Source organism: Candidatus Neomarinimicrobiota bacterium, assembly GCA_016784545.1.
Lineage (GTDB): Bacteria > Fidelibacterota > UBA8477 > UBA8477 > JABMPR01 > JABMPR01.
In genome coordinates this window covers 38,862-58,828 of record JADHUM010000017.1, presented here as the reverse complement: position 1 = coordinate 58,828, position 19,967 = coordinate 38,862, and the positions used below count along the sequence as shown (strand labels likewise).

The 19,967-nt window shown below is 44.9% G+C and carries 13 protein-coding genes; all 13 read right to left on the bottom strand.

The window, feature by feature from the left end:
- Window positions 1–740 precede the first annotated feature (740 nt).
- Entirely contained in the window at window positions 741–1,556 is an 816-nt protein-coding gene (locus tag ISR87_05680; protein MBL7024928.1) for a hypothetical protein, read from the bottom strand.
- 173 nt (window positions 1,557–1,729) lie between these two features.
- Window positions 1,730–3,691, bottom strand: a complete 1,962-nt coding sequence (locus ISR87_05675) for a hypothetical protein (GenBank protein ID MBL7024927.1) — start codon at window positions 3,689–3,691, stop codon at window positions 1,730–1,732.
- Window positions 3,688–5,061 (bottom strand): hypothetical protein, encoded by a 1,374-nt coding sequence (locus ISR87_05670; GenBank protein MBL7024926.1) that lies wholly within the window; start codon window positions 5,059–5,061, stop codon window positions 3,688–3,690. The genes ISR87_05675 and ISR87_05670 overlap by 4 nt, the downstream gene beginning before the upstream one ends.
- Before the next feature lie 9 nt (window positions 5,062–5,070).
- The gene (locus ISR87_05665) at window positions 5,071–7,536 is read right to left on the bottom strand and encodes a helix-hairpin-helix domain-containing protein (GenBank protein MBL7024925.1); all 2,466 of its coding nucleotides are present in this window, start codon (window positions 7,534–7,536) and stop codon (window positions 5,071–5,073) included.
- Window positions 7,537–7,556: 20 nt separating this feature from the next.
- Window positions 7,557–8,357, bottom strand: coding sequence for a hypothetical protein (locus ISR87_05660; protein ID MBL7024924.1), 801 nt, complete (start codon window positions 8,355–8,357; stop codon window positions 7,557–7,559).
- 112 nt (window positions 8,358–8,469) lie between these two features.
- Window positions 8,470–10,452, bottom strand: coding sequence for a lamin tail domain-containing protein (locus ISR87_05655; GenBank protein ID MBL7024923.1), 1,983 nt, complete (start codon window positions 10,450–10,452; stop codon window positions 8,470–8,472).
- 92 nt (window positions 10,453–10,544) lie between these two features.
- Window positions 10,545–13,118: a T9SS type A sorting domain-containing protein gene (locus ISR87_05650; protein MBL7024922.1), complete on the bottom strand. Its 2,574-nt coding sequence runs from the start codon at window positions 13,116–13,118 to the stop codon at window positions 10,545–10,547.
- Between the two features lie 320 nt (window positions 13,119–13,438).
- On the bottom strand, window positions 13,439–14,287 hold the full coding sequence (locus ISR87_05645; protein MBL7024921.1) for a phosphatase PAP2 family protein: 849 nt from the start codon (window positions 14,285–14,287) through the stop codon (window positions 13,439–13,441).
- Window positions 14,288–14,645: 358 nt separating this feature from the next.
- The gene (locus tag ISR87_05640) at window positions 14,646–16,394 is read right to left on the bottom strand and encodes a hypothetical protein (protein MBL7024920.1); all 1,749 of its coding nucleotides are present in this window, start codon (window positions 16,392–16,394) and stop codon (window positions 14,646–14,648) included.
- Window positions 16,395–16,548: 154 nt separating this feature from the next.
- Complete coding sequence (locus tag ISR87_05635; GenBank protein ID MBL7024919.1) at window positions 16,549–17,352, bottom strand: M55 family metallopeptidase; 804 nt, start codon at window positions 17,350–17,352, stop codon at window positions 16,549–16,551.
- 127 nt (window positions 17,353–17,479) lie between these two features.
- Complete coding sequence (locus ISR87_05630) at window positions 17,480–18,106, bottom strand: hypothetical protein (protein ID MBL7024918.1); 627 nt, start codon at window positions 18,104–18,106, stop codon at window positions 17,480–17,482.
- A gap of 291 nt (window positions 18,107–18,397) precedes the next feature.
- Complete coding sequence (locus tag ISR87_05625; protein MBL7024917.1) at window positions 18,398–19,297, bottom strand: HNH endonuclease; 900 nt, start codon at window positions 19,295–19,297, stop codon at window positions 18,398–18,400.
- Window positions 19,298–19,395: 98 nt separating this feature from the next.
- Window positions 19,396–19,929, bottom strand: a complete 534-nt coding sequence (locus ISR87_05620) for a hypothetical protein (protein ID MBL7024916.1) — start codon at window positions 19,927–19,929, stop codon at window positions 19,396–19,398.
- Window positions 19,930–19,967 lie beyond the last annotated feature (38 nt).

Genomic DNA, 19,967 nt, shown 5'->3' with positions numbered 1-19,967 from the left:
ATCAACTTATGGGAAGTGTCAAACTGATGGATGTCCCCGGTGCACATTTTGTGATTGAATTTCCCATACATCCAAACTTTGATGATTGAGGGCTTTGCCCACAGCGAAGCCATCTAAACCTGTTTTCAATCCAGCAAAGCGAGATCAAACGGGTTTAATTATTCATCTCATAACGAAATCAACGAATCCGCCGAAATAGGCTGTATCTATTAAGCAATAATGTTCGTCTTTTCGTTGTAAAAGGACAATCTTCCATAAACGATTGCGACATCTGTTTGGCTACGCTGAAAACAGATGTGCAATCACATCAAGCACCCTAAACCTGTTTTCAATCCAGCAAAGCGAGATCAAACAGGTTTAATATTTCATCTCACAACGAAATCAACGAATCCACCGAAACAGGCATATCTGTTTAAGCAAAAATATTCGTCATGTTCGTCTTTTGGTTGTAAAAGGATGATCTTCCATAAACGATTGTGACATCTGTTTGGCTACGCTGAAAACAGATGTGCAATCTTATCAAGCACCCTAAACCTGTTTTCAATCGAGCAAAGCGAGATCAAACAGGTTAAATTTTTCATCTCCCAACGAAATCAGTTAATCTACCGAAATAGGCTGTATCTATTTTAGCAAAAATATTCGTCATGTTCGTCTTTTGGTTGTAAAAGGATGATCTTCCATAAACGATTGTGACATCTGTTTGGCTACGCTGAAAACAGATGTGTAATCTTGAGGAGGGATTAATTAGGACGGAACGACCACAAAACAGGTCGATGATCAGATACAACTGAACTATAATCGCCAAACACCTCATCCAATCGAATTGTGGATGTGCTGGAATGCCGTTCCTCATCAAACAGTGAACGACTGATCAAGATATTGTCTATAAAGCTGCCATAGCTGGGATAGGAAGCATCCCGTGAAGCTCCCGTGGCTGCGAGGCTATCTGTAACAAAGCGAAAATTATCACCATTGTTCAAAAAAGCCTCAAAGCTGTACTGACCTGAATCATCTGCGTCATAGATATCATCATTCCAATCACCTGGAATCACAAAATTGCTGTCGCCCCAGGCCATTTTATTGCTGAGGTAATCATTGAGCAGAATGGAAGCCTGGTGGCGGCGTTCCACACCATCGTTGCAACATTTCATGTGAACATCAATGAGATTGAGCGTCTGCTCTTTACCCTCATGTTCATAGAGAAAGGTCACCAAAAGAGGGGGACGACTTGCAAAATTGTAATCATTACTGGCAAATAAACTCTCTGTGTATATGGGTAGAAAGGAGTCTTGCTTATAAACGATAGCCAGATGCATAAAGGAGGTTTCATCAGAAATAATCACAGAGTATTGATCAAGCTGATCAACGATATCCTCGAGAGCGCCCTTATCTTGAATCTCCTGTAAGCAGTAAAAATCAGCATTCAGTGAATCCATAATTAATTCAACTCTATCAGTGGTACGTTTCCCCTGTTGCGGGAAATTTTCAATGTTCCAGGTGACGATGCTAATGCTTGCATCGCTATCAATTGAAGGAACCTGTGGTCCTGTGGGCAAATCTGAATCAACCGGTTCCGCACAGCTGAATAATAAGAGCAAGATGATTGGAACAAAATTAAAGAAGAATAGTCTTCGCGAAGGAGCTTGCGACTGCGGCGATCTCGGACTTGAGATTGCTTCGCTGTACCCGCAATGACGGGTGAAGGATTTTTGAATCATCAATCTGCAGGTCAGTGTGACATATTGAGCTGCATCAGAACAGGACGGTGATCTGATATGAGCAGCTCATACTCTTCCCAGCTACCTAACCAGTCAGCCACGGGTAAAGTTTGTATGGTACTGTTATTTTCAAATTCATCAAAAAAGCCCTTCCCGATCAAAATATGGTCAAGAAAACTGGGCCAACTTGGATAAGATGCCTGTTCCACATCCCCGGCAATACGATCTGTGGCAAATCTGAAATTTTTCCCATCATCAAGAAATGCTGTAAAGCTCTGGACAACACCTACATCATCGATCTGGTCATTCCAGTCTCCCAGGACGATGATATTTTCCTCACCCATTTCTATACCAAGACTCAAATATTCATGCAGTTCCGCCACTGATTTTTTGCGACGTTCAAGACCGTTGCCACAACACTTCAAGTGCAAATCGATAATTGATACAGGCTCGTTTTTGCCATCCACAGTCCATACAAAATCAACGCGCAATGGAGGACGACCGGCAAAATTATAATCGGCGTGAGCAAAAGGTTCTTCCCGACCTACATAGGCCAGCACACTTTTTTTGTAAATCACAGCCTGGTCAAAGAAACTTGATTGTCTGGTGACCTGATAATCATAGGCCGGTAAAAGATCCATCATGGCTGCGAATTGCTCAAGACTTCCAATTTCCTGGACGGCGTAGACGTCTGCATTAACTTTTTGCATAAGCTCTGCAACCGCAGTAATCGTACTATCTTTTGATTTTGGGAACCATTCCATATTCCAGGTGGCTACATCGAGATAATTATCTCGATTGAAGTCGGGTACATCAAATTTCCATCGCTCAAGTTTTATGGATTCGCCTGCATCAGGGCTATTCTTGGCCTTGCTAAAATCGCGTTTCCCTACAAAGCTGCGTTTCTTTTCCAGATCAGTGAGATGTTTTGCCATGGTCTGGTGTGGGCGAATATCATCAGTGCTCAGCGTAAACAGCACGCCTCTGGAAAATGGGTTCTTATAGCCGGCCAATGTGCCTGTCTTGCGATGAACATAAAGTACGATGTGTCCAATATTACTGGCTCCCCCATAACCCTGCAAAATGATAGTATGGGTCTGTGGATCCTCCCAGGGGGTGTTGTAGCCGGCATTGGTGCCACCAGAAACAATAAGATCAATTCCTTTTACCACATGTCCCAATTCAAGATTTGTAATGACTCTGTCACTGAAATCACTCTCATCTTCATAGGTATCGACAAATTCAGCAAATTCATCTTCACGCTGATAGGGTACACCCAGATGAGATAAACCGATTATACAGTTGGCTCCCTGATCTTTGAGTGCTTTAACCTGTGCTTTGGCAGATGGAATTTCTCTTGAAAATTCAACACCTTTTGTTTGCTCTGGTAACAACTTTCTCGGTGTATTGGAAGTGGATAAGCCGAATATCCCCAGTTTGACACCTTGAAATGATTTGATGAGATGAGCCTGGGGTGAATAGTTATCACCCTTCAGATTGGCACCCAGGAAAGGAAATTGAGCCTGCTTGTCCAGGACGGCAATATTATCCATTCCAAACATGAATTCCTGCAACCCAACTACTGAAGCATCATACGCCATCTCGTTCATCCAGTCAATCATGGCACGACCTGAATCAGCCATACCCAGGGGCGTTCCCTGGAATATGTTACCGCCATCCAGGAGCAGGACTTCTGAACCTTCTGTGGCTGCCTGCTCGCGAATCTCTTTTACATAAGTGAACATGGAAGCACCGCCACCAAGATCAGGTGGGAATTCGGGATTCATGAACCAGGCTTTGGAAGGAGCGATCCCCCCGTGCAGATCATTGGTGAAGAGCAGGTGAATTTTCAGGTATTCTGGAGAATCGAACTTTTTATTGAAAGTTGATGTCTGGGCATCCACAATATCTGGTTGCACAAGCACCAGCATCAATGCGACAATCAAGAGACCCAGTATAGGAAGCCGTTTCACAGGCTATAACTCACTGATATTGAATAATTAGTTTTGGATTCGCGGACATTCTCATAGGAGTTAGCTGACATGCCTACGGGAACAAAGATATCATAATACTTATATCCTACCGATGAGAGTTGCACTGCCACATCGAATTGAAGGGGTCCACTTTTCCACCCTGAACCACCGCTGAGAACTGCCTGAGAGAGATCACTATCAAGAGGTGATTCTGCCCAGGTAAAACCTGCTCTAAAGGGTACATTTTCATTCACCCAATGTTCGATACCACCGCTTAAAGTAAAGGTTTCCTGCATGGGGTAATCAAATGGGGAATCAGCATCCATGAGCGAATCACCATAGCTTACTTCGTATTGGGTCCAGTCCTGATAGGCCAGGGACAAATAAACCGATGTTGGCAAGCTGTTGGAAGGTTTCATCCTCAACCCGAGCTCCATGCGAGCCGGAATATCAACAGTGGAGCCAATGGAATCGGAAGACCATTCCACAATTGGCAAGCCCAGTGTGAGATCGTACATGGGTATGGCGCCCTGACGAGTGGCTTCAATAGAATATGCCGTCTGATAACTCGCACTAATTCTCCAGTGCAATCCAAAATCTTTGATGAGTCCCATATTGACGATGAGCGGTGTGTTGTCCAACTCCCAGCTCTCGGCTTTTAGAAGGTTTGAACCAGCTGCCAGGGCAGAAACATCTGCACTATCCAAAACTGATATGCCCCACTCATTTTCCAGATCGACCCCGTGGAGCAAACGCATTCCAAGACCAACAGACCAGGACCCGAAAGCCGTCCCAATACTGGCGCCACTGGCCTGTATTATACCAGCTTGATTCAGGTGATGGTATCCGATGAGAGGATCTCTATTGATATTTGGTGAGTAAAGGCTGCCTCTGATCTCCTCTTTAAACGCAAATGCAGGGGTCAGGAAGGGTGTAGAGGCCAGGGATAGCGACAACAGCCCCCTACCCCATGTTGCACCCCCGGAAAAGGTGTTTTGCATTCCCTTGGAGACCACATAGATGTTATTGGTGACCACATCCCCAAATTGATCGATGGCAGGAAAGGATCGATTTTCATTGGTAGTAATCGCACCAAAGGAACCACTCAACTTGAGACCGATAAACCCCGCCTGATTGGCAGGATTGCTGAAAGTACTCATGGCCGAACTATAATCTGAAGTATTTGCCCCTGATAAGGCCACATCTCGACTATGGGACAATCCCAATTGATTCATCAGGAGTGGATTAAAATAGCTCTGGGAAAAAAGCGTGGAGCTTAATAATAGCAGCATAGCCATGCTGAAAATTCGGGTTGGTCTCATAGCATCCATAGAGGTCTTCTTATCATTCATTTTAAGTATCTTTATCATAGTCACTACCTAGAAGGCATAATCCAATTGAATCCGGAAATCAGTAGCCTCTGTATAAAAATTTATTCCTGTCTGAGGTGACCTGGTTGACGCGGAAGGTGCGCCAAAGGCATAATTGGAAAGTGCAGATCCTTCGTCCCAGGTGAGCTTGGCTCTGACTGCCCAGTGATTTCCCAGACGGGAGAAGGCGGTGAGATACCAGCGTATTGCGCCATTGGGTGAATCAAATACCTGGAAATCCGTATCCTCAAAACTCCAGAAAAAGCCTTTGTAGTAGGCGACATGTCCAATGAGCTTGAAACTTTCCGTGAAATTGTGAGTCACCGTGAAGCCCAGGGCATTTCCAGGACTATATGCCTGTCCCACAGCAGAGTTATTATTTGCGCCAGTGGCCAGATCAATGGTTAATCGCCGACGAGGATCAAACTGAGTCCCAGAGTTGGCGTATATGACCTCCAACTGATCAAAGCCTGAAAGTCTCATTCTAGCGGTGAGGATAGTTTCCCGATTTTCATAACCGGTTGGTGCAAAGATATTGAATCTTCCACGGGCTTGCCATTTTTGCCGTACCCGGAACCGATAATTAAAGGTAGGCCGATATTCAAGCGTCGCCACAGTACGGAAATATCTGGATGCATCAGCTACCCGAGTCCAGGTATCGAAATTTGTTGTCAACAGCCAGGCGCGATGCATCTGATAACGGCTACTGACATAAACACCCCGCTCCGCCTGCGGTTGGGATGCCCCATTGTATAGGTAGGCAAAAGCAGGATTCTTCAAGTAATAGTAATCTTCCAGAATACTGCTTTTGTAGCGCTGGTAGTTTGAAAAACTGCGTTGATAGGGATTATCAAACCCCAAATCATAGTCCCGATAGAGAACCATGAAATTAAAATTGTCAAATTGGAGATATGCGTTGGCCACCAGTGCTCTGGGGTCGTTTTTAACCGATAATATCTCACTATCCTTATCCAGGACAGCCCATTCAAGCTGCAGCGCCAGATTGCTGATAACCGTGCTGAACTCAAGTCCTTGTACCCGCCGATTGGATTTGGCTGCATCCCATAATGAAGATGCTGCTGAAGAGGCATGCATGGCCGCCACTTCTGTATCAGCACCATTCCCAGAGGAATTCAGAAACAGGCCTGTGTTGGCAGGAAGTATGAGCGTGAGGAGTGGATCTGGTCGCAATTCCTTGTCATAGAGACTTTCATAGCTGGAAAATCCCACAAAGGTTCCTGGGGTGAATTCATACCGAATGTTGCCGCCATAGGTCACTTCCTCAACTGCATTGAGCATACCCAGAGTGTCTTGTACAAAATATCCATAGTCATCCCGTGGATACATGGTGATCAGGGATGTGAAAGATTCTCCATCTGGATTGAGTATTGCATCCCTGTCATTTTTGGATGCAAATGCCATGAGCTTGATCTTATTGAATATGGAACCCTGAATACCAGCGCCCCTCAGTGCGTATTGTTGAGTCCTGGAGAGGTCAGAAAAGATACCATTGACACGTTTATTCCATCCATAGCCGGAATAGCGAGGTGATCGAAAATCAGTGGATTGCATGACCAGCCCCTGGGCGATAGTGGCGGAAAAGTTTCCCAGTACCAGACGATCCAGATGAAGAGGTCCCAAATTGAAATCTGAAACTGTAAAGGAGAGCTTCACCTCTGGAATATCACCATCATCAAAGTAGCGATGAGATTCACCGAGATGACGATTGTAAGATATGCCAGCCTTCCAATGCCTGCTGTTACTAAAAGACAATTTGTGGAGGATATCCGGCGGTCCTTTCTTAAGAAAGAGCTGACCAGACTCCTCTTCAGTGGAATTTGTTGAGGGGATGGTTTTCATGACCATATTGTACCAGACATGCATTTCCCCACGCTCTGGCTCATTGTAGGTCACGAATTCCCGCAAATTTCGATATCCGTAGTATGAGAGACCTACGGCATTTCTGAGCCATCTTGCAGATCCAATGGAGTCAACTTCAGCACGCAGTTTTAACACGGCTACTGCATCGATCTGACTCACATTCTGGAAGGAAACCAGGTCATCATAGGAGGCTGTATTCACGTTGATGGGTTCTGCCAGACGTTCCAGCCAAAGCTCCATCAATCCCTCACTGGCACCCTCAGTGGATGTCCAATCCTCCACTTTCCTGTATTGATCTTGAAGACGTGTATTAGTTGCAGCGTTTTCATCTGGTTTTAGCACGAGGAGTGGCTTTAATGCTTCTATATCACTATGTTTCAGCTCGGCAACATTTACCAGCTCGTAGATACTTTCAAGGGGGCCATGATATTGGACAAATTCATAGACAGCCCTGACCTGTCCCTCTGTGAGCGGCAGATCCTGAAGCTCTAGAAGGGATGCGTTATTGATATCCACAGGGTTTGCGAATAACACTCCCAGCGAAAAAATACTGAAAGCTATGACCCGTCCCATTTTATTGAATATCTCTGTCATTTGTCTTCTCATTGGATAGCCTAGAAAGGATCAACAAAGTCATAGGCCAGCGATAATTGATGGGTCGCAGGAAGAACTGGATGGGTTAACAGGGCATAGTCTAAAGCAATCCCTCTGGCTTTGAAACTGAAACCAGTCCCAAAACGGTTGGGTTGTGATTGAATCCCGGCACGCAACGTGAAAAAAGTATTCAGGTCATACTCCAGACCAGCATGCAATTCAGTATCAAAACCGGGGCTACTCACCAACATAAAGCTGGTGACGACCTGCTGGGTGGGTGCATAGGAAAAACCAGCCTGAACGTCACGATGGAGATTAAAGCCTGCGCTTCCTGAACCAATCATGGGACGGTTGATATTGTGGACAACCACACCAAGCCAGTGTCTTTTGGAGAGTGTCGCCTGAAAGCCCAGATCAACTGCAAAGGCTGTAGCACTTCCAAGATCCATACCATCAGATCCGTCGCCAGTTACACCGGCAGATTGGCCATAATTAACGGATAGATATTTAAGTGTATAGCCCATATTTAAACTTGATATCCTGTCTTCGCGCAGGTTAAAGGCGTGAGATAGTCCCAGGGCAGTTTCACCGCTCAGCGTGCGATCCTGGTAGGAGACGGACATGGATTCAAAACTTAATCCAAGCTTCCCCAGCCCGCTGGGCAGGTCCATGACTGTCGCCAGGATACTGTGGGGTAAATAGGCCTGATTATAGATGCGCTGGGTACTGGCTAGCAGCGTTCCATCTTTAATATTTCCAATGGCTGCGGGATTGAGGAGTAGACTGCTTCCATCAACAGAATAAGCAATATTACTTCCCATCAGCGCCCCCATTGCTGGGCTCTTGTAGGAAACATCAGTTGTCACCTGTCCAAATGAATATCCAGTCAACAGACAAAAAATTGTGCACCGGAGAAAAATTAAATTCTTCATGTTATCTACTCCCGATGACTACAGGAGCCATATCTGTCAAAATCTCACCTGTTGACCGATTTACTGTTTCCAGATGCATGATATAGGTCCCTGGCGCCACAACCTGATAGATTTCATTGCGACCGTTCCAGGTTTTTGTCACCTCAAGTGCCAAACTTCGATAATCTTCAAAAAGTGTGGTTACAATGTGTCCAGACATATCAAAGATTCTGAGAGTCACCCGAGAGTTTGCAGGAAATTTATAGGTGTATTGAATTTTTTCGGCCAATTGTGGTACAAAGGGATAAGGAGCAACTGTAAGACTGGTTCCACCCTCACTCTCCTCACCTTCCTGGTAAGGTTGTATGTCACTGGCGTAGGCTGCCAGGAGCTGACCATCTCCATTGTATTGACTGGCAATACCGAATACCTGGACCAGATTGCCTACCTGGAGCAAACTATCGGCAGTGGGATCATCCAGTAGGTGTGTTGTATCCCAAATTCTAACAGTAAGCAGGCCATCAGCATCCTCCAAACCAACATTAGATCCACCACCGACACCATCACTTCTGGATTGGACAGCGCCCCAGACTTTGACAAAACTACCCTGATTTGCATCAGCAGCCAGCTCAGCACTGGTAATGGTTCTGATACCTGGTACAGGCCTACCTGTAGCAAGAGATGTACTTGAAAAATTAATTATTTGTTTGGTCCCATTATACTCAGACACCTCACCAACCAGGTTGATGGAGTCACCCTGAACCAGGGCTGGATTTAAAAGTCCCGTAGCTGACAGCACTATACCATAGCCAGATTCATCCTGGACATAAGCTTCTGTTCTGTCAGTTCTGGTAATTCCAGAACCTATCGCTACCACAACATTCAAATTCACGATGGTGCCAGAATAGCTACTAAAATTATCCCGAATGGTCTGAATGGTTACCGGTGGAGGTGGATCGGCGATGGTTATTCCTTTTATCGAACTGGTCCGAGATAGACCACTGGTGTTTACGGCCACTATATAGTAGGCCATGGTTCCAGCTGCATTGGTGGCGGGAATCGTGACGGTGTAACTATTCGCCCCTGTTGCGGTCATGGCCACGCTGGTGGGACTGCCTGTTGCTGATGGGAAAGTATAGGTCAGGGTTACCGTGCTCAGACCACTGGCATCTGTGACATCAGCGGTGATAATGATGTCTTCAGTTGTTTCAGGATCTGATGGTGTGGCAACAATGTTGGAAATAGTTGGTTTTACGATGGTCAAGTCAACAACGGACCAGGTATGAGCCAAATTTTCACTGGTCTCATCATGACCCGTGATACCATTACCTCCACTGCTGGTTTCAGTCCCCTCCAGGCTATTTCTGATGAGCTTGAATCCATCGGTGTGGGTTGTCATATAGGACTGGCTTGTCACGGGGGTATCTGCCAGATACCCAGCGACATCACGCTTATCCAGCATGTAAACTGCTGCTGAAGCATTATCCGTTCCCCAGATCAGATATTCCACATCCTTCACCGTGGTTGAGGTGCCATCCCAGGAAAATAAGACCAGGGTTTCAGCCACATTGTCAAGTTTGACATTGGGTGAACCACCAATGGTGGTAACCCCGTCCACTGCATTCAGCATATCGTCCTTTAATGAAAGATGAGGAGATGACCCATAGGTTGTTACATAATCAATTGTTCGACCCAACCCAAGAATAAGTGAACCCCCAGCTGAAATCGTAGTATCAGGGAAGCGCGCTATAAAATCTGTGGAGCCACCCGACCAATAATCGGCGCCAGAGGGCAGATTATAATAATATTTTCCAGTGGTTGTATCGGTAGCATCTGTCAGATAGTAATCGCTGAGATTGATAGTGCTGCTACTCGGGTTGGTGATGCGGATGTATTCACCTGCTGAGGGCTGTAATACAATCTCATTGATCAAGAGATGATCAACCGCCATGGCCAGATAGGGCATGAGCAGAAAAAATATGCTTTGAATTGTTATTCTCTTCATTCTCTCACTTCATCATATAGTAAAACATTAAAAAAACACTCTAGATACAAAAGGCGCCCGCTGAGGACGCCCATTTGATAATCTCAATAAAACTATTTCAGCAGCATGACCTTCTGAATGGCTGATTCACCTGGGGTAATCAACTGAATAAAATATACTCCTGAACTTAATTCGGAGGCATCCCATGACATTGAGAACTGTCCAGGGCCACTGTTGCCTTCAGTCAATCGGGCCACCTCGCGGCCTTTCACATCCATAACCCGCAACATCACCTCTGAAGTTGAGTCCAGATTCCAGCTCAAAGTTGTGGAGGGGTTAAAAGGATTTGGATAAGCTGGATTCAGGGCAAACTGTGAAGGTTTCGTATCTATCACGTCAATGTCACTGGTGCTTATGATATCAGCATCATAGGCTACAAGAAGTTGGAAAACACTATTATACTGACTTTCAACACCCAGGAATGACCATTCTGTGCCCACGGTAAGTGGCGTGACATCTACCCCTGTTGTTTCCCAGATTCGAACCACACAGGTGTCCGATCCATCACCAACCAGAACATTTTGACCACCCCCTGCTGACCAAGTGTCTGTGACAGTACCAGTTATTTTGAGCCAGGTTCCTTCGTATTCAGTCTCGTTGGCCTCACCAGGTGTGAGCGTAACGGGATTTGGCAAGGCATTGCCTGTGGAAATAAGCTGGTATGAAAAATCTTTGATCTCAACGGTTGAGAGATACACATCAACCACACCAACTGCCTTGATCATATCGCCACGATTTAGCGCCAATTCATCATAATGGAAAAGATTGATTCCACGACCAGAAGCATCCTGGATATAGGCTTTGGTGAGACCTGATTGAAGCAAACCAGAACCAATAGTCAGGACACCTTCAACTGTTACCACCTCTCCAATTACAGGATTGGCTTGAATGGAGGCAATCGTGGTGATTTGAGATGAGGCAATGGCCAGCTCGTATGTCCAGGAGTCGAACTGGCTACCATCATTGGTTGTGGCAATAATCTCATACTCCAGGAAGGTATTGGCTGCCTGGGCTGGAATGATTCCCATCCAGGTATTGCCATTGTCCAGCCACATTTCGCTTTCATTCAGGAGCGTGCCATCAGTTCCATACATAATCACTGCAGAGCTAATGCTTTGTGTCTCGTCTCCAGGAACAATATCAATAGTTATTGTGATCTCACTGGCAGATGTGGCGAATTCAGGTGAATGGGTTTCATTTGAGAAGCTAGGTGTCACGATATCTGAGATAAAATCTGAGAGTAGACGGGGTAAGATCTGATAGGTCCCATTAAACTCTGAGACCACACCGATTACATCCATGGGCCAAACTGGTTCTGAAGAACCATCGATCTCCGTTTCCTTGTCAATACGCATCACCGTTGATCCAGAGGCATCAGAAATATCCACGTTTGCATTTGCGCCTGAGGCTGGCCATGATTCTCCAGTACCTGCATTACTTACAGCATTGATCTGTATTAATTCACTCTCGTAGTTCTCACCATTGCTGGCCAGTTCAGCAGCTGTAATCACCTGTGGGTCAGGAAGGGTATTCCCGGTACTATTGACAACAATATCACCTGATGTGGCTGGGATGATTTCATATTTGCCGCTGTATTCAGCAGTTTCTCCAGTTACAGTGATCTCATCACCCAGACCAAGATCCAATACGCCACCAGAGAAATACATGTCGATACCAGCAGTGGCATCTTCAACGGTGTATTCAGAACCGCTGCTAGAAAAATTTACACTATTTACCAATCCAGTGATTGTGATTAGCGTTCCCAGGGCCTGTCCACGTGCTTCCAGAATGGTCATGGATGCGCTGATCTGGACTGAGATAACTACCTCATCTGTGTCAGTAGCACCATCATCATCCGTGACAGTCAGGGAAAAACCCCAGCTTGTAGTCTCTGTCACTGTGGGGACCACAAAACTGGCGCTTGCTGTTGTAGCACCGGTCAGCGTTACTGTGGAACCGGAAGTTTGTTCCCAGAGGTAGCTGGCAATGGTTCCATCTGCATCTGCACTGGCGGTTCCATCCAGAGTAACGTTGGCACCACTTTCCACTGATTGATCTGGTCCAGCATTGGCTGAAGGTGGATAATTGACTGTGGGATCAAAGGTCTGATTGGTGTTTATGGCACCAGGTGAAAAAGGACCGTATTCCCAGGGAGAACCGTCAACACCAATTCTACTGGCTGAGGAATCGATACCTGAAAAATCACCCTCCAAACTCTCCATGGCATTCCCATCAGGGTCGTTCATCTCCCCTTCCCAGGCAATTGCATCCACGATACTGCCATTCACCTTAAGTACCATGCCATCTGGAGCACCATTTTGAATGGAACCGGAAAATTCATAGTCTACATTTGGGACACCGGCAACACCGAAGACATAAAAACCATATCCTGAAGCTTCATCACTAAGGGTAAATGTAGGAAGATCAAACGACCATATCAGCGCTCCACCGTTTCCATTGTAATGGTCAAGAGTTACATTTTGATAGGTCCCTGCTGGTCCAGCGATCTCTAAAAATTCGCCAGTATCAGTTCCGGTCTGATCATAATCGATCTCATTAATAAAGAGTTGTCCAAATGCCAGGGTGGTCATCAGCATAAAGCTGATAGACGCAAGTAATGTTCTCATAATTAGAGTCCTTTTTTGTCCCATATTGTAATATGATTTGTTTAAATATTTTGTTGTGTACTTAATCATTGGACCGTGATAATAACCTTACACAGGCGCCCATCCAAGACAGTTCAGAGATCATAGGATAATCTAATGTAAATGTGAGTTTTTGGGTGAGTTCTGGATTTAGAGAGATTGCCCATGCATTTTCAGCTAAATCAAACAGATGTCCCATCCCGATGACAGCCGCATATGCTCTACCAGAGAACCGTCAAAAACACCCCTCTATACCCTATACCCCATAACTTCTAACTTTTAACTTTTAACTTCTAACTACCTCACTTCCCCTCATTCCACCCAAATTGGCAAAACAGAATGGGAGCGCCAAAACTAATCCAGCCACCCAGAAGTGTATATCGAATAAACATAGCCATATCTGTCGTGTAACCGATGGAAAGGAACACCTGTTTCAGACCCATCCAGATCAAGACAATACCCACCAGACCCAGGACCAGCTTGGAGATGACCAGGTTCATACCAGGCTTTAAACTACAAGACAGATATTTCTTCTCATGAAGGTACCCAGCTAAAAACCCAATAAATGCAGCCCCGCCCTTGATAGCCACTTCTGATAGCTCCGGGACCAGCATGAACAGCCCCATGAGAAGGACAAAAATGATCAGACTCTGCCGAGTAGGACCGAGACGCTTCCAGCCTGGAGGTGATAACTTCAATATCCAGGAATAGATATATAAGGTTATAAATCCAATCAGGAACCCACCAAGAACATCTATTGGGAAATGTACACCAAGATAAATCCTGGAGAAACCCACTCCAGCGATGAGAATGGCAGCAATGATATAGGCACGTCTGTCCTTCAGCTCATAGGCCAGCCACCCCCACAACACCATAGCGCCCTGAGAATGACCACTGGGAAAGGACCAGTCATCGGCGTGGACGAGATGCTCAATTACCTCGGGTCTCGGTATCTGAAAAATACCTTTAATGACTGCATTTAGAACAAATGTAAAAAGCAAGACCATACCTACTCGACCCATGACTTGTTTTCTCCACAACCAGTAAGTCAGGGGCAGAAACAGGAGGAAAAATTCTTCATCGCCAAGAAATGTGAAAATTTTCATTAGAGGCGTTAGCCATTCAGCACGTACTGATAAAACCCACTCCATTGCATCCTCCTGTCGATTTTGAATATGGAACTAACTTAGTGTCTGGATTGGGATCAAACCATATAATTGAAGAATGATACCAAGGGAATTTCACGGGGTGTCATGTTGACTGTCTCACGCTGAGACCGCCGAGCTGCAAATATTGAAAAGTTTAACTATTGGACACGAATTACTCGAATGGGACGAATTGACACAAAACAATTAAAGTCAAACTGCTACAAATTTAGTTCGTAGATTTCGTCGGATTCGTTGTAAAAACAGTGTTACCCATGTCCTGATTTTACCTTTTACCACTTTCGACTTTCGACCTTCAGACTTTCGACTCTCGACCTTCAGACCTTCGACCTGGGACTCCTATTTACAGATTCCATACAAGACGTGCCTGATAGCGCCAGGCCCAGGGTTCCTCACCCTCAATCGGGTGAGATTGCCAGAGTGGGAAATAAAGACCCGCTGTAAAAAAAGATTTGTGCTCAAAACCGAATCCAGCGGCATAGTGAGGTTTAACTAAATCCCAACCGATCTCATCCATATCTACAATCATACTACTGGTAAATAATTTCAGCTGAATACCTTTCATCCAATAACCACCCGATATACTCAAACCCATATAATCATTGGTGTTTTCAGTGAGCTTGGTTTGCCCCCGAAAATTTGGGATGGCGGCCATTCCATCCTGCCAGGCATAGTCATGTGTGAATTGGTATGGACCTGGTGTCGATCTACTCTGAAACCCCGTCACAAATTGAACGCCACCTACGAGCCAACCCCAAAATACACCTGAAAGATCAGTCTGGGCTGTGATTATGGAGAAATTACCCTGAGGACCCTTACCGGAAGCAATATTAGATCTAAAGTAAATCCGATCTCCCAGTTTGGTGAGAGAGAGACCAGAATAGGAGCCTTTTACTATTTGAATATTTTGATTTTGATTCCAGATCAGACTATCTGCATATCTATCGTATTCAAAAGCAATTCCTACTCGCTGATACGTCAGGCGGGGTCCTTGAATCAGGTAGGTTTGTTTACCCACATAGCGAGTAAGACCGAAACTGAGACCTGTCCAATCATTATAGGAATGCGCCGTGAAGTGAGAGAAGAGACGATTATCCAGATTTATGGGGTGACCATAACTGACGCGCCCGCCCCAACTCGTTTTTGAATCATATGCTGAGTGACCATTAAGCTCAACACTGACGCGATGACGATAATCACTGGGATAGGCTGGCCAAAGATCCACACCAAAACCAGAAGTCAATTTTAGACCAAATCTTTTTTCTCCATCCCAGTCGGACCAGACGGTGGGATTAATTGTCATACGATAGCTGCTCCAATCCGGTAGCGCACCAAAGGGCTGGATGTGAATATTGTGATGCAAACGAGGCCAGCGATTGTTATATCTAAAATATTCAGCCAGAAGATGATCGGCATCCAGTATGACTTCCGCTACATCAATCTTAGGTATAGTCAGAGGCGTGGTTTGGTTCAATTCATAAATGTAGCTGGTACTGTCCCCAGAGGTGGAAATCACCAGGACCTCTACAGGGAAATGCCATATCCCAAGATGTTCGATGCCAATTTCAACTGAATTTTGCCTGGTTTTAACATAGTCCAAATTGACATCGCTCCATCGTGAACTGGTAAGAGCTCTTTCAAATTGTAGGGCAAGATCACCACAGCAATGGGTTGACATACTCTTGATGAGTTCATCTGTTATACAGCTAGGATCGGCGGAAAATTGAATGGCATCGTTCACCACTACGGTAAAGAGAGAATCTCCAATAGTGCCCTGTAGCATTCGCAAGTAGCCAAAACCAGCCACCTCCAGGATGAAGCGTTCCTCTGTCCTTAATTTGTTGAAGACCAGGTCTTCCCTGATGGACATTAGATTTCCATTGGAGAGGGCTCCCCCGGCCAATTCAACCAGATATCGTGGCGTCATATATTTGAAATCACTCCATAGGGCAGGAACTACCGCTTCAAGTCCTGCAAAGGGAACGTTTTCACCCTTTCCATTATTGCTCAGGAGCAACATGGCATAGGAACCAAAAAACCAGGACCCCTGATCCAGAGAATCCCCTTTCCAGTTACTCAGGGTACGACCCATTTCATCGATTTCATTGAGGTAGAGATCAAGTGGATGTACAGGAGCTTTTGTTGAATCAGGTGAGATTGATTGAGCCGCCAGCGTACCTGCCAGAAGGATGAATAATAGAGTGCTTAGGCTGTTAAAACGTATTGAGTTGATTGTCTATTTCTTCCTAATAGGCAAAAAGATTAAATCTCATAATCTCAAAATAATCCTCAGTTTTAAATCCTACTGTAACTGGGTTAATGAGATAAGCTCCAGGATAAAACGCGGCACGATATGCCTCCTGGTGTTTTTTAAACTCTATTGAGAATTCAAGTTTTTCCGGGATGGGAAGTAAACCTTGGGAGAAGTCGCCATCCATGGCCTTGGTCACCCCTGCATTTATCATCCTCAAAGATTGAATTGGATGTTGCGAGATGACTGAGCTGCCTTCACCACGGATAGTGGCCACTGTCTCAATGCTGGGGTTGTGCTCTGCAACTTCCTGGCACAGACCTTCATCTCCTGAGACGAAAATTGAGGGCACTCCATAGTAGGAGGCTGCCAGGCCGTGTAGATAGAATTCTGACATATCCTTACTATTGAGGGTCATTCTGGCAATTCTAGCTGAAGACATGGTATGCGCCAGGGTATTCGTGTTTTGTCCTGCTCGAGAATGATATCCAACAAACATAATAGCATCAAAACTTTGATCTACTTCTTGAACCATGGACAAGGGATGACCGGCCCAACCCCGTACAACTTTACAGAGCTCAGGCAATTCATCCAGGATAAGATTTCTTCCAGAATCATGGGCATCTTTGATAAGAATTTCGGTGGCACCGCCTGCAATGGCAGCTTCCGCGGCTGCTGCAACTTCTGATGTCAATTGTTTTTGAAACCAGGAATATTCATTGGGGAAGGCTTTATCGGTTTCGTTCCAGTGTCCAATGCCGGTGATACCTTCAATATCTGCAGAAATGTAAATCTTCATTTCAACTCCTTGAAATAGGGTGAGGTGATTGTTTTTGAACTGAAATCAAATAAACATTTATCAAGGATAAATGCACGAAGAAATTCTTTAATTATAAAAAAATGAGTGAATTGTCTGAGGCAATAAATCAGCTGTGGTTTTGCCTCGAGGGAAACATGGACCCTGGCACCCTTCGACAATATTCTGAATAAGCAATTGGATAGGCTTGATCCAGTTGGATTTCCTCCCTGGGGATAAGTCTCTTGATTAACCATAACATCACGATAAACATCATAGCCATCAAAATGGACATGAGAATAAAAGTGAGACCTGCTAAAACCATAAGAGCAGATAAATACATGGGGTGTCTGAGATTTTTATAGGGACCATGTAAGGTGAGATAGTCTGTTTGGCTTGGTTTCACTCCTGCAAGACGGAAACTGCGACGCAGTGAAAGTCGACTCCAGAGGAGCAGCATAGCGCCACCCAGAAAGAGCATCAACCCAATGGATTCAAATACAATATTCAATGGAGTGGAGGGCATGGTAATGCAAATAAAGATGGGGATGTGAATATCCAGAAGCATCATGGCACCACATAGGGGTATTAATACCAGAAAAAACAGGAGATTTAAAATATTGAAGGTCCATCCCTCCCAGCCACATTCGGGTCGCTGTAAACGAATTGAGCCCGGGGCAAGAATGAGTATCCCCCCGATGACACCAGAAGCAACCAGAATGATGGTTCCTAAAATTTGACTGTATTGTGCGATCATGGCTGAGTCTGCTTCCCTGGGTTAGGTGTCTCTTCTTATATGGATATGGGGCAAATAATATGCCGAGGTCAAATTTTTGGGATGGTTTATTTCTCATAGTTTATAGATGAAATACTTTGGAAATTAAGAGATTTAACAAGCATAGCTCTCACTGGAAAGTGAGAGGATCATACGATAACGCCTTAAGCTTAAGCTGCTTCCTGAGAAAGCATCGCTTTGTTCGATAATTGTATCCATCCACGGCATATTCGCTCTGCACTCCATTGCATGTGAGTCAGCTTAAAGCTTTTGTTAGCCGGCACTTCTAAACTTAGAGAACCTCCAATCTAGGAAGTCTGGATTTGGTTTCAGAGCTCTCCGCCGTGGGATTCGGAGGTTCTGATTATGAAGATTCTTTAGTCCATGCTGGAGAACTGGACCATCTGTCTCACTCAGGATATCCCCCCTTATGTAAATCTTATAATCCGGAGAAATTCCGATGAAAAGTGAATCGAAAGCAGCATGGTGTAACTTACAGAGGGATAGTCCGTTTGAAACAGTTTCGATGCTGTTTGGTTCACTATCTGGTACAATATGTGCTGCATCGAGCAACTCACGATGTTTCAGGTTGCACACCGCACAACTTGTCCTGTATGCTTCCAACACCCTCTCACGAAACTTATGCTGATGAATCCGCTGCTTGATTAGTTGTTGTTTGTAAGCTTTTTGAATACTGATGTCTTCACTTATTTGATATTCATCAATATCTCCGACAAGTGATACACTCTCAGCAAGGGAGACTTCAAAAGTTAGCGTATTATCGTTCGCTCCAATGATAAAAACGGGCCAATTTGCTAAATATCTGTTCTTCGCGACACCATGAAAGTATATGAGGGGTACTTGATCCACCATTGCTTGCTTTAAGGCAACATTATCCCAGAAGTTAGGATTTGTCCCACGATATCTATACTCTAAGATCTCAAACTCAGAGATTGTGTCTGTGTATGGACTATCAGGAGTTGTAGTGATGGAAAGTGGATAGCTTGCTGCTTTGGGTTTGAAAATACCAGAAGCGCCAAGTAGAGGTATTCTTAAGCTCCCAATCTGAAAACCCTGTTCCAGCAATGGCCTCCGTTTCAGGATTGGACCATATTTTGAAGTCTGATTCTGAATCCAGTCGAATGCGGCTGTTCTTAATGCACGATCATCCAATTTCGTTCTCCTGAGTTTCTGGTCCGGCTAACAAACATTGTGCTGCTGTATTCGAAGAGAGTATCGCTGGGCTTTAAATCATCAATATGTGGAATGGGTCAGAATAGAAAATCTATATTTTCCTCTGTCATCTCAAAGGGATTGGGACTCAACATGCTGACCTGGAATATGGTTTGGCCCAATACACCAGGAGAAGGTTCTTTCACTGTGCGGAGAACAGCTGATGTTCCCTCAGTAGTTTGATATGGGACTGCATTTTCTTCAAATACATGTCCGTATTTTTCGAAGTAGGCTTGCTTAAAACGCTTGGCATTATAGGGATAGTCAAAGTTATAAAGCACTTCTATGGAGTGGATAGAGACCTTAACATCGGCTTTGATGTTGAACCAGACGTAGATCTTAGCAATCCCCTTCTCTCCAATACGATATGAGTAGCCTGACAATTGGCGATTGTCAGTGTAATTCGTCTTTGTAGCTAATTTTTTATCTTTAAAGACATCCTGAAGCGCAGAATCAATTTGGACTTCAGTCATGGACCAGTTCAATCCCCAATATACCTGGGGGGTTTGCGATAGAGCGGGCAGGGAGAATCCGACAATAAGGATCAGAGAGAGATAAAATTTTCTATTCACGGGGAGCCTCCTACCAGCTTAACGCTATGCTCATTCAT

Excerpts from the sequence above, each read along its gene's own strand:
- ISR87_05670 (MBL7024926.1), bottom strand. The coding sequence starts at position 5,061 with ATGATAAAGATACTTAAAATGAATGATAAGAAGACCTCTATGGATGCT.
- ISR87_05665 (MBL7024925.1), bottom strand. The coding sequence starts at position 7,536 with ATGACAGAGATATTCAATAAAATGGGACGGGTCATAGCTTTCAGTATT.
- ISR87_05660 (MBL7024924.1), bottom strand. The coding sequence starts at position 8,357 with ATGGGAAGTAATATTGCTTATTCTGTTGATGGAAGCAGTCTACTCCTC.
- ISR87_05655 (MBL7024923.1), bottom strand. The coding sequence starts at position 10,452 with ATGAAGAGAATAACAATTCAAAGCATATTTTTTCTGCTCATGCCCTAT.
- ISR87_05650 (MBL7024922.1), bottom strand. The coding sequence starts at position 13,118 with ATGAGAACATTACTTGCGTCTATCAGCTTTATGCTGATGACCACCCTG.
- ISR87_05645 (MBL7024921.1), bottom strand. The coding sequence starts at position 14,287 with ATGGAGTGGGTTTTATCAGTACGTGCTGAATGGCTAACGCCTCTAATG.
- ISR87_05640 (MBL7024920.1), bottom strand. The coding sequence starts at position 16,394 with ATGGGTCGTACCCTGAGTAACTGGAAAGGGGATTCTCTGGATCAGGGG.
- ISR87_05635 (MBL7024919.1), bottom strand. The coding sequence starts at position 17,352 with ATGAAGATTTACATTTCTGCAGATATTGAAGGTATCACCGGCATTGGA.
- ISR87_05630 (MBL7024918.1), bottom strand. The coding sequence starts at position 18,106 with ATGATCGCACAATACAGTCAAATTTTAGGAACCATCATTCTGGTTGCT.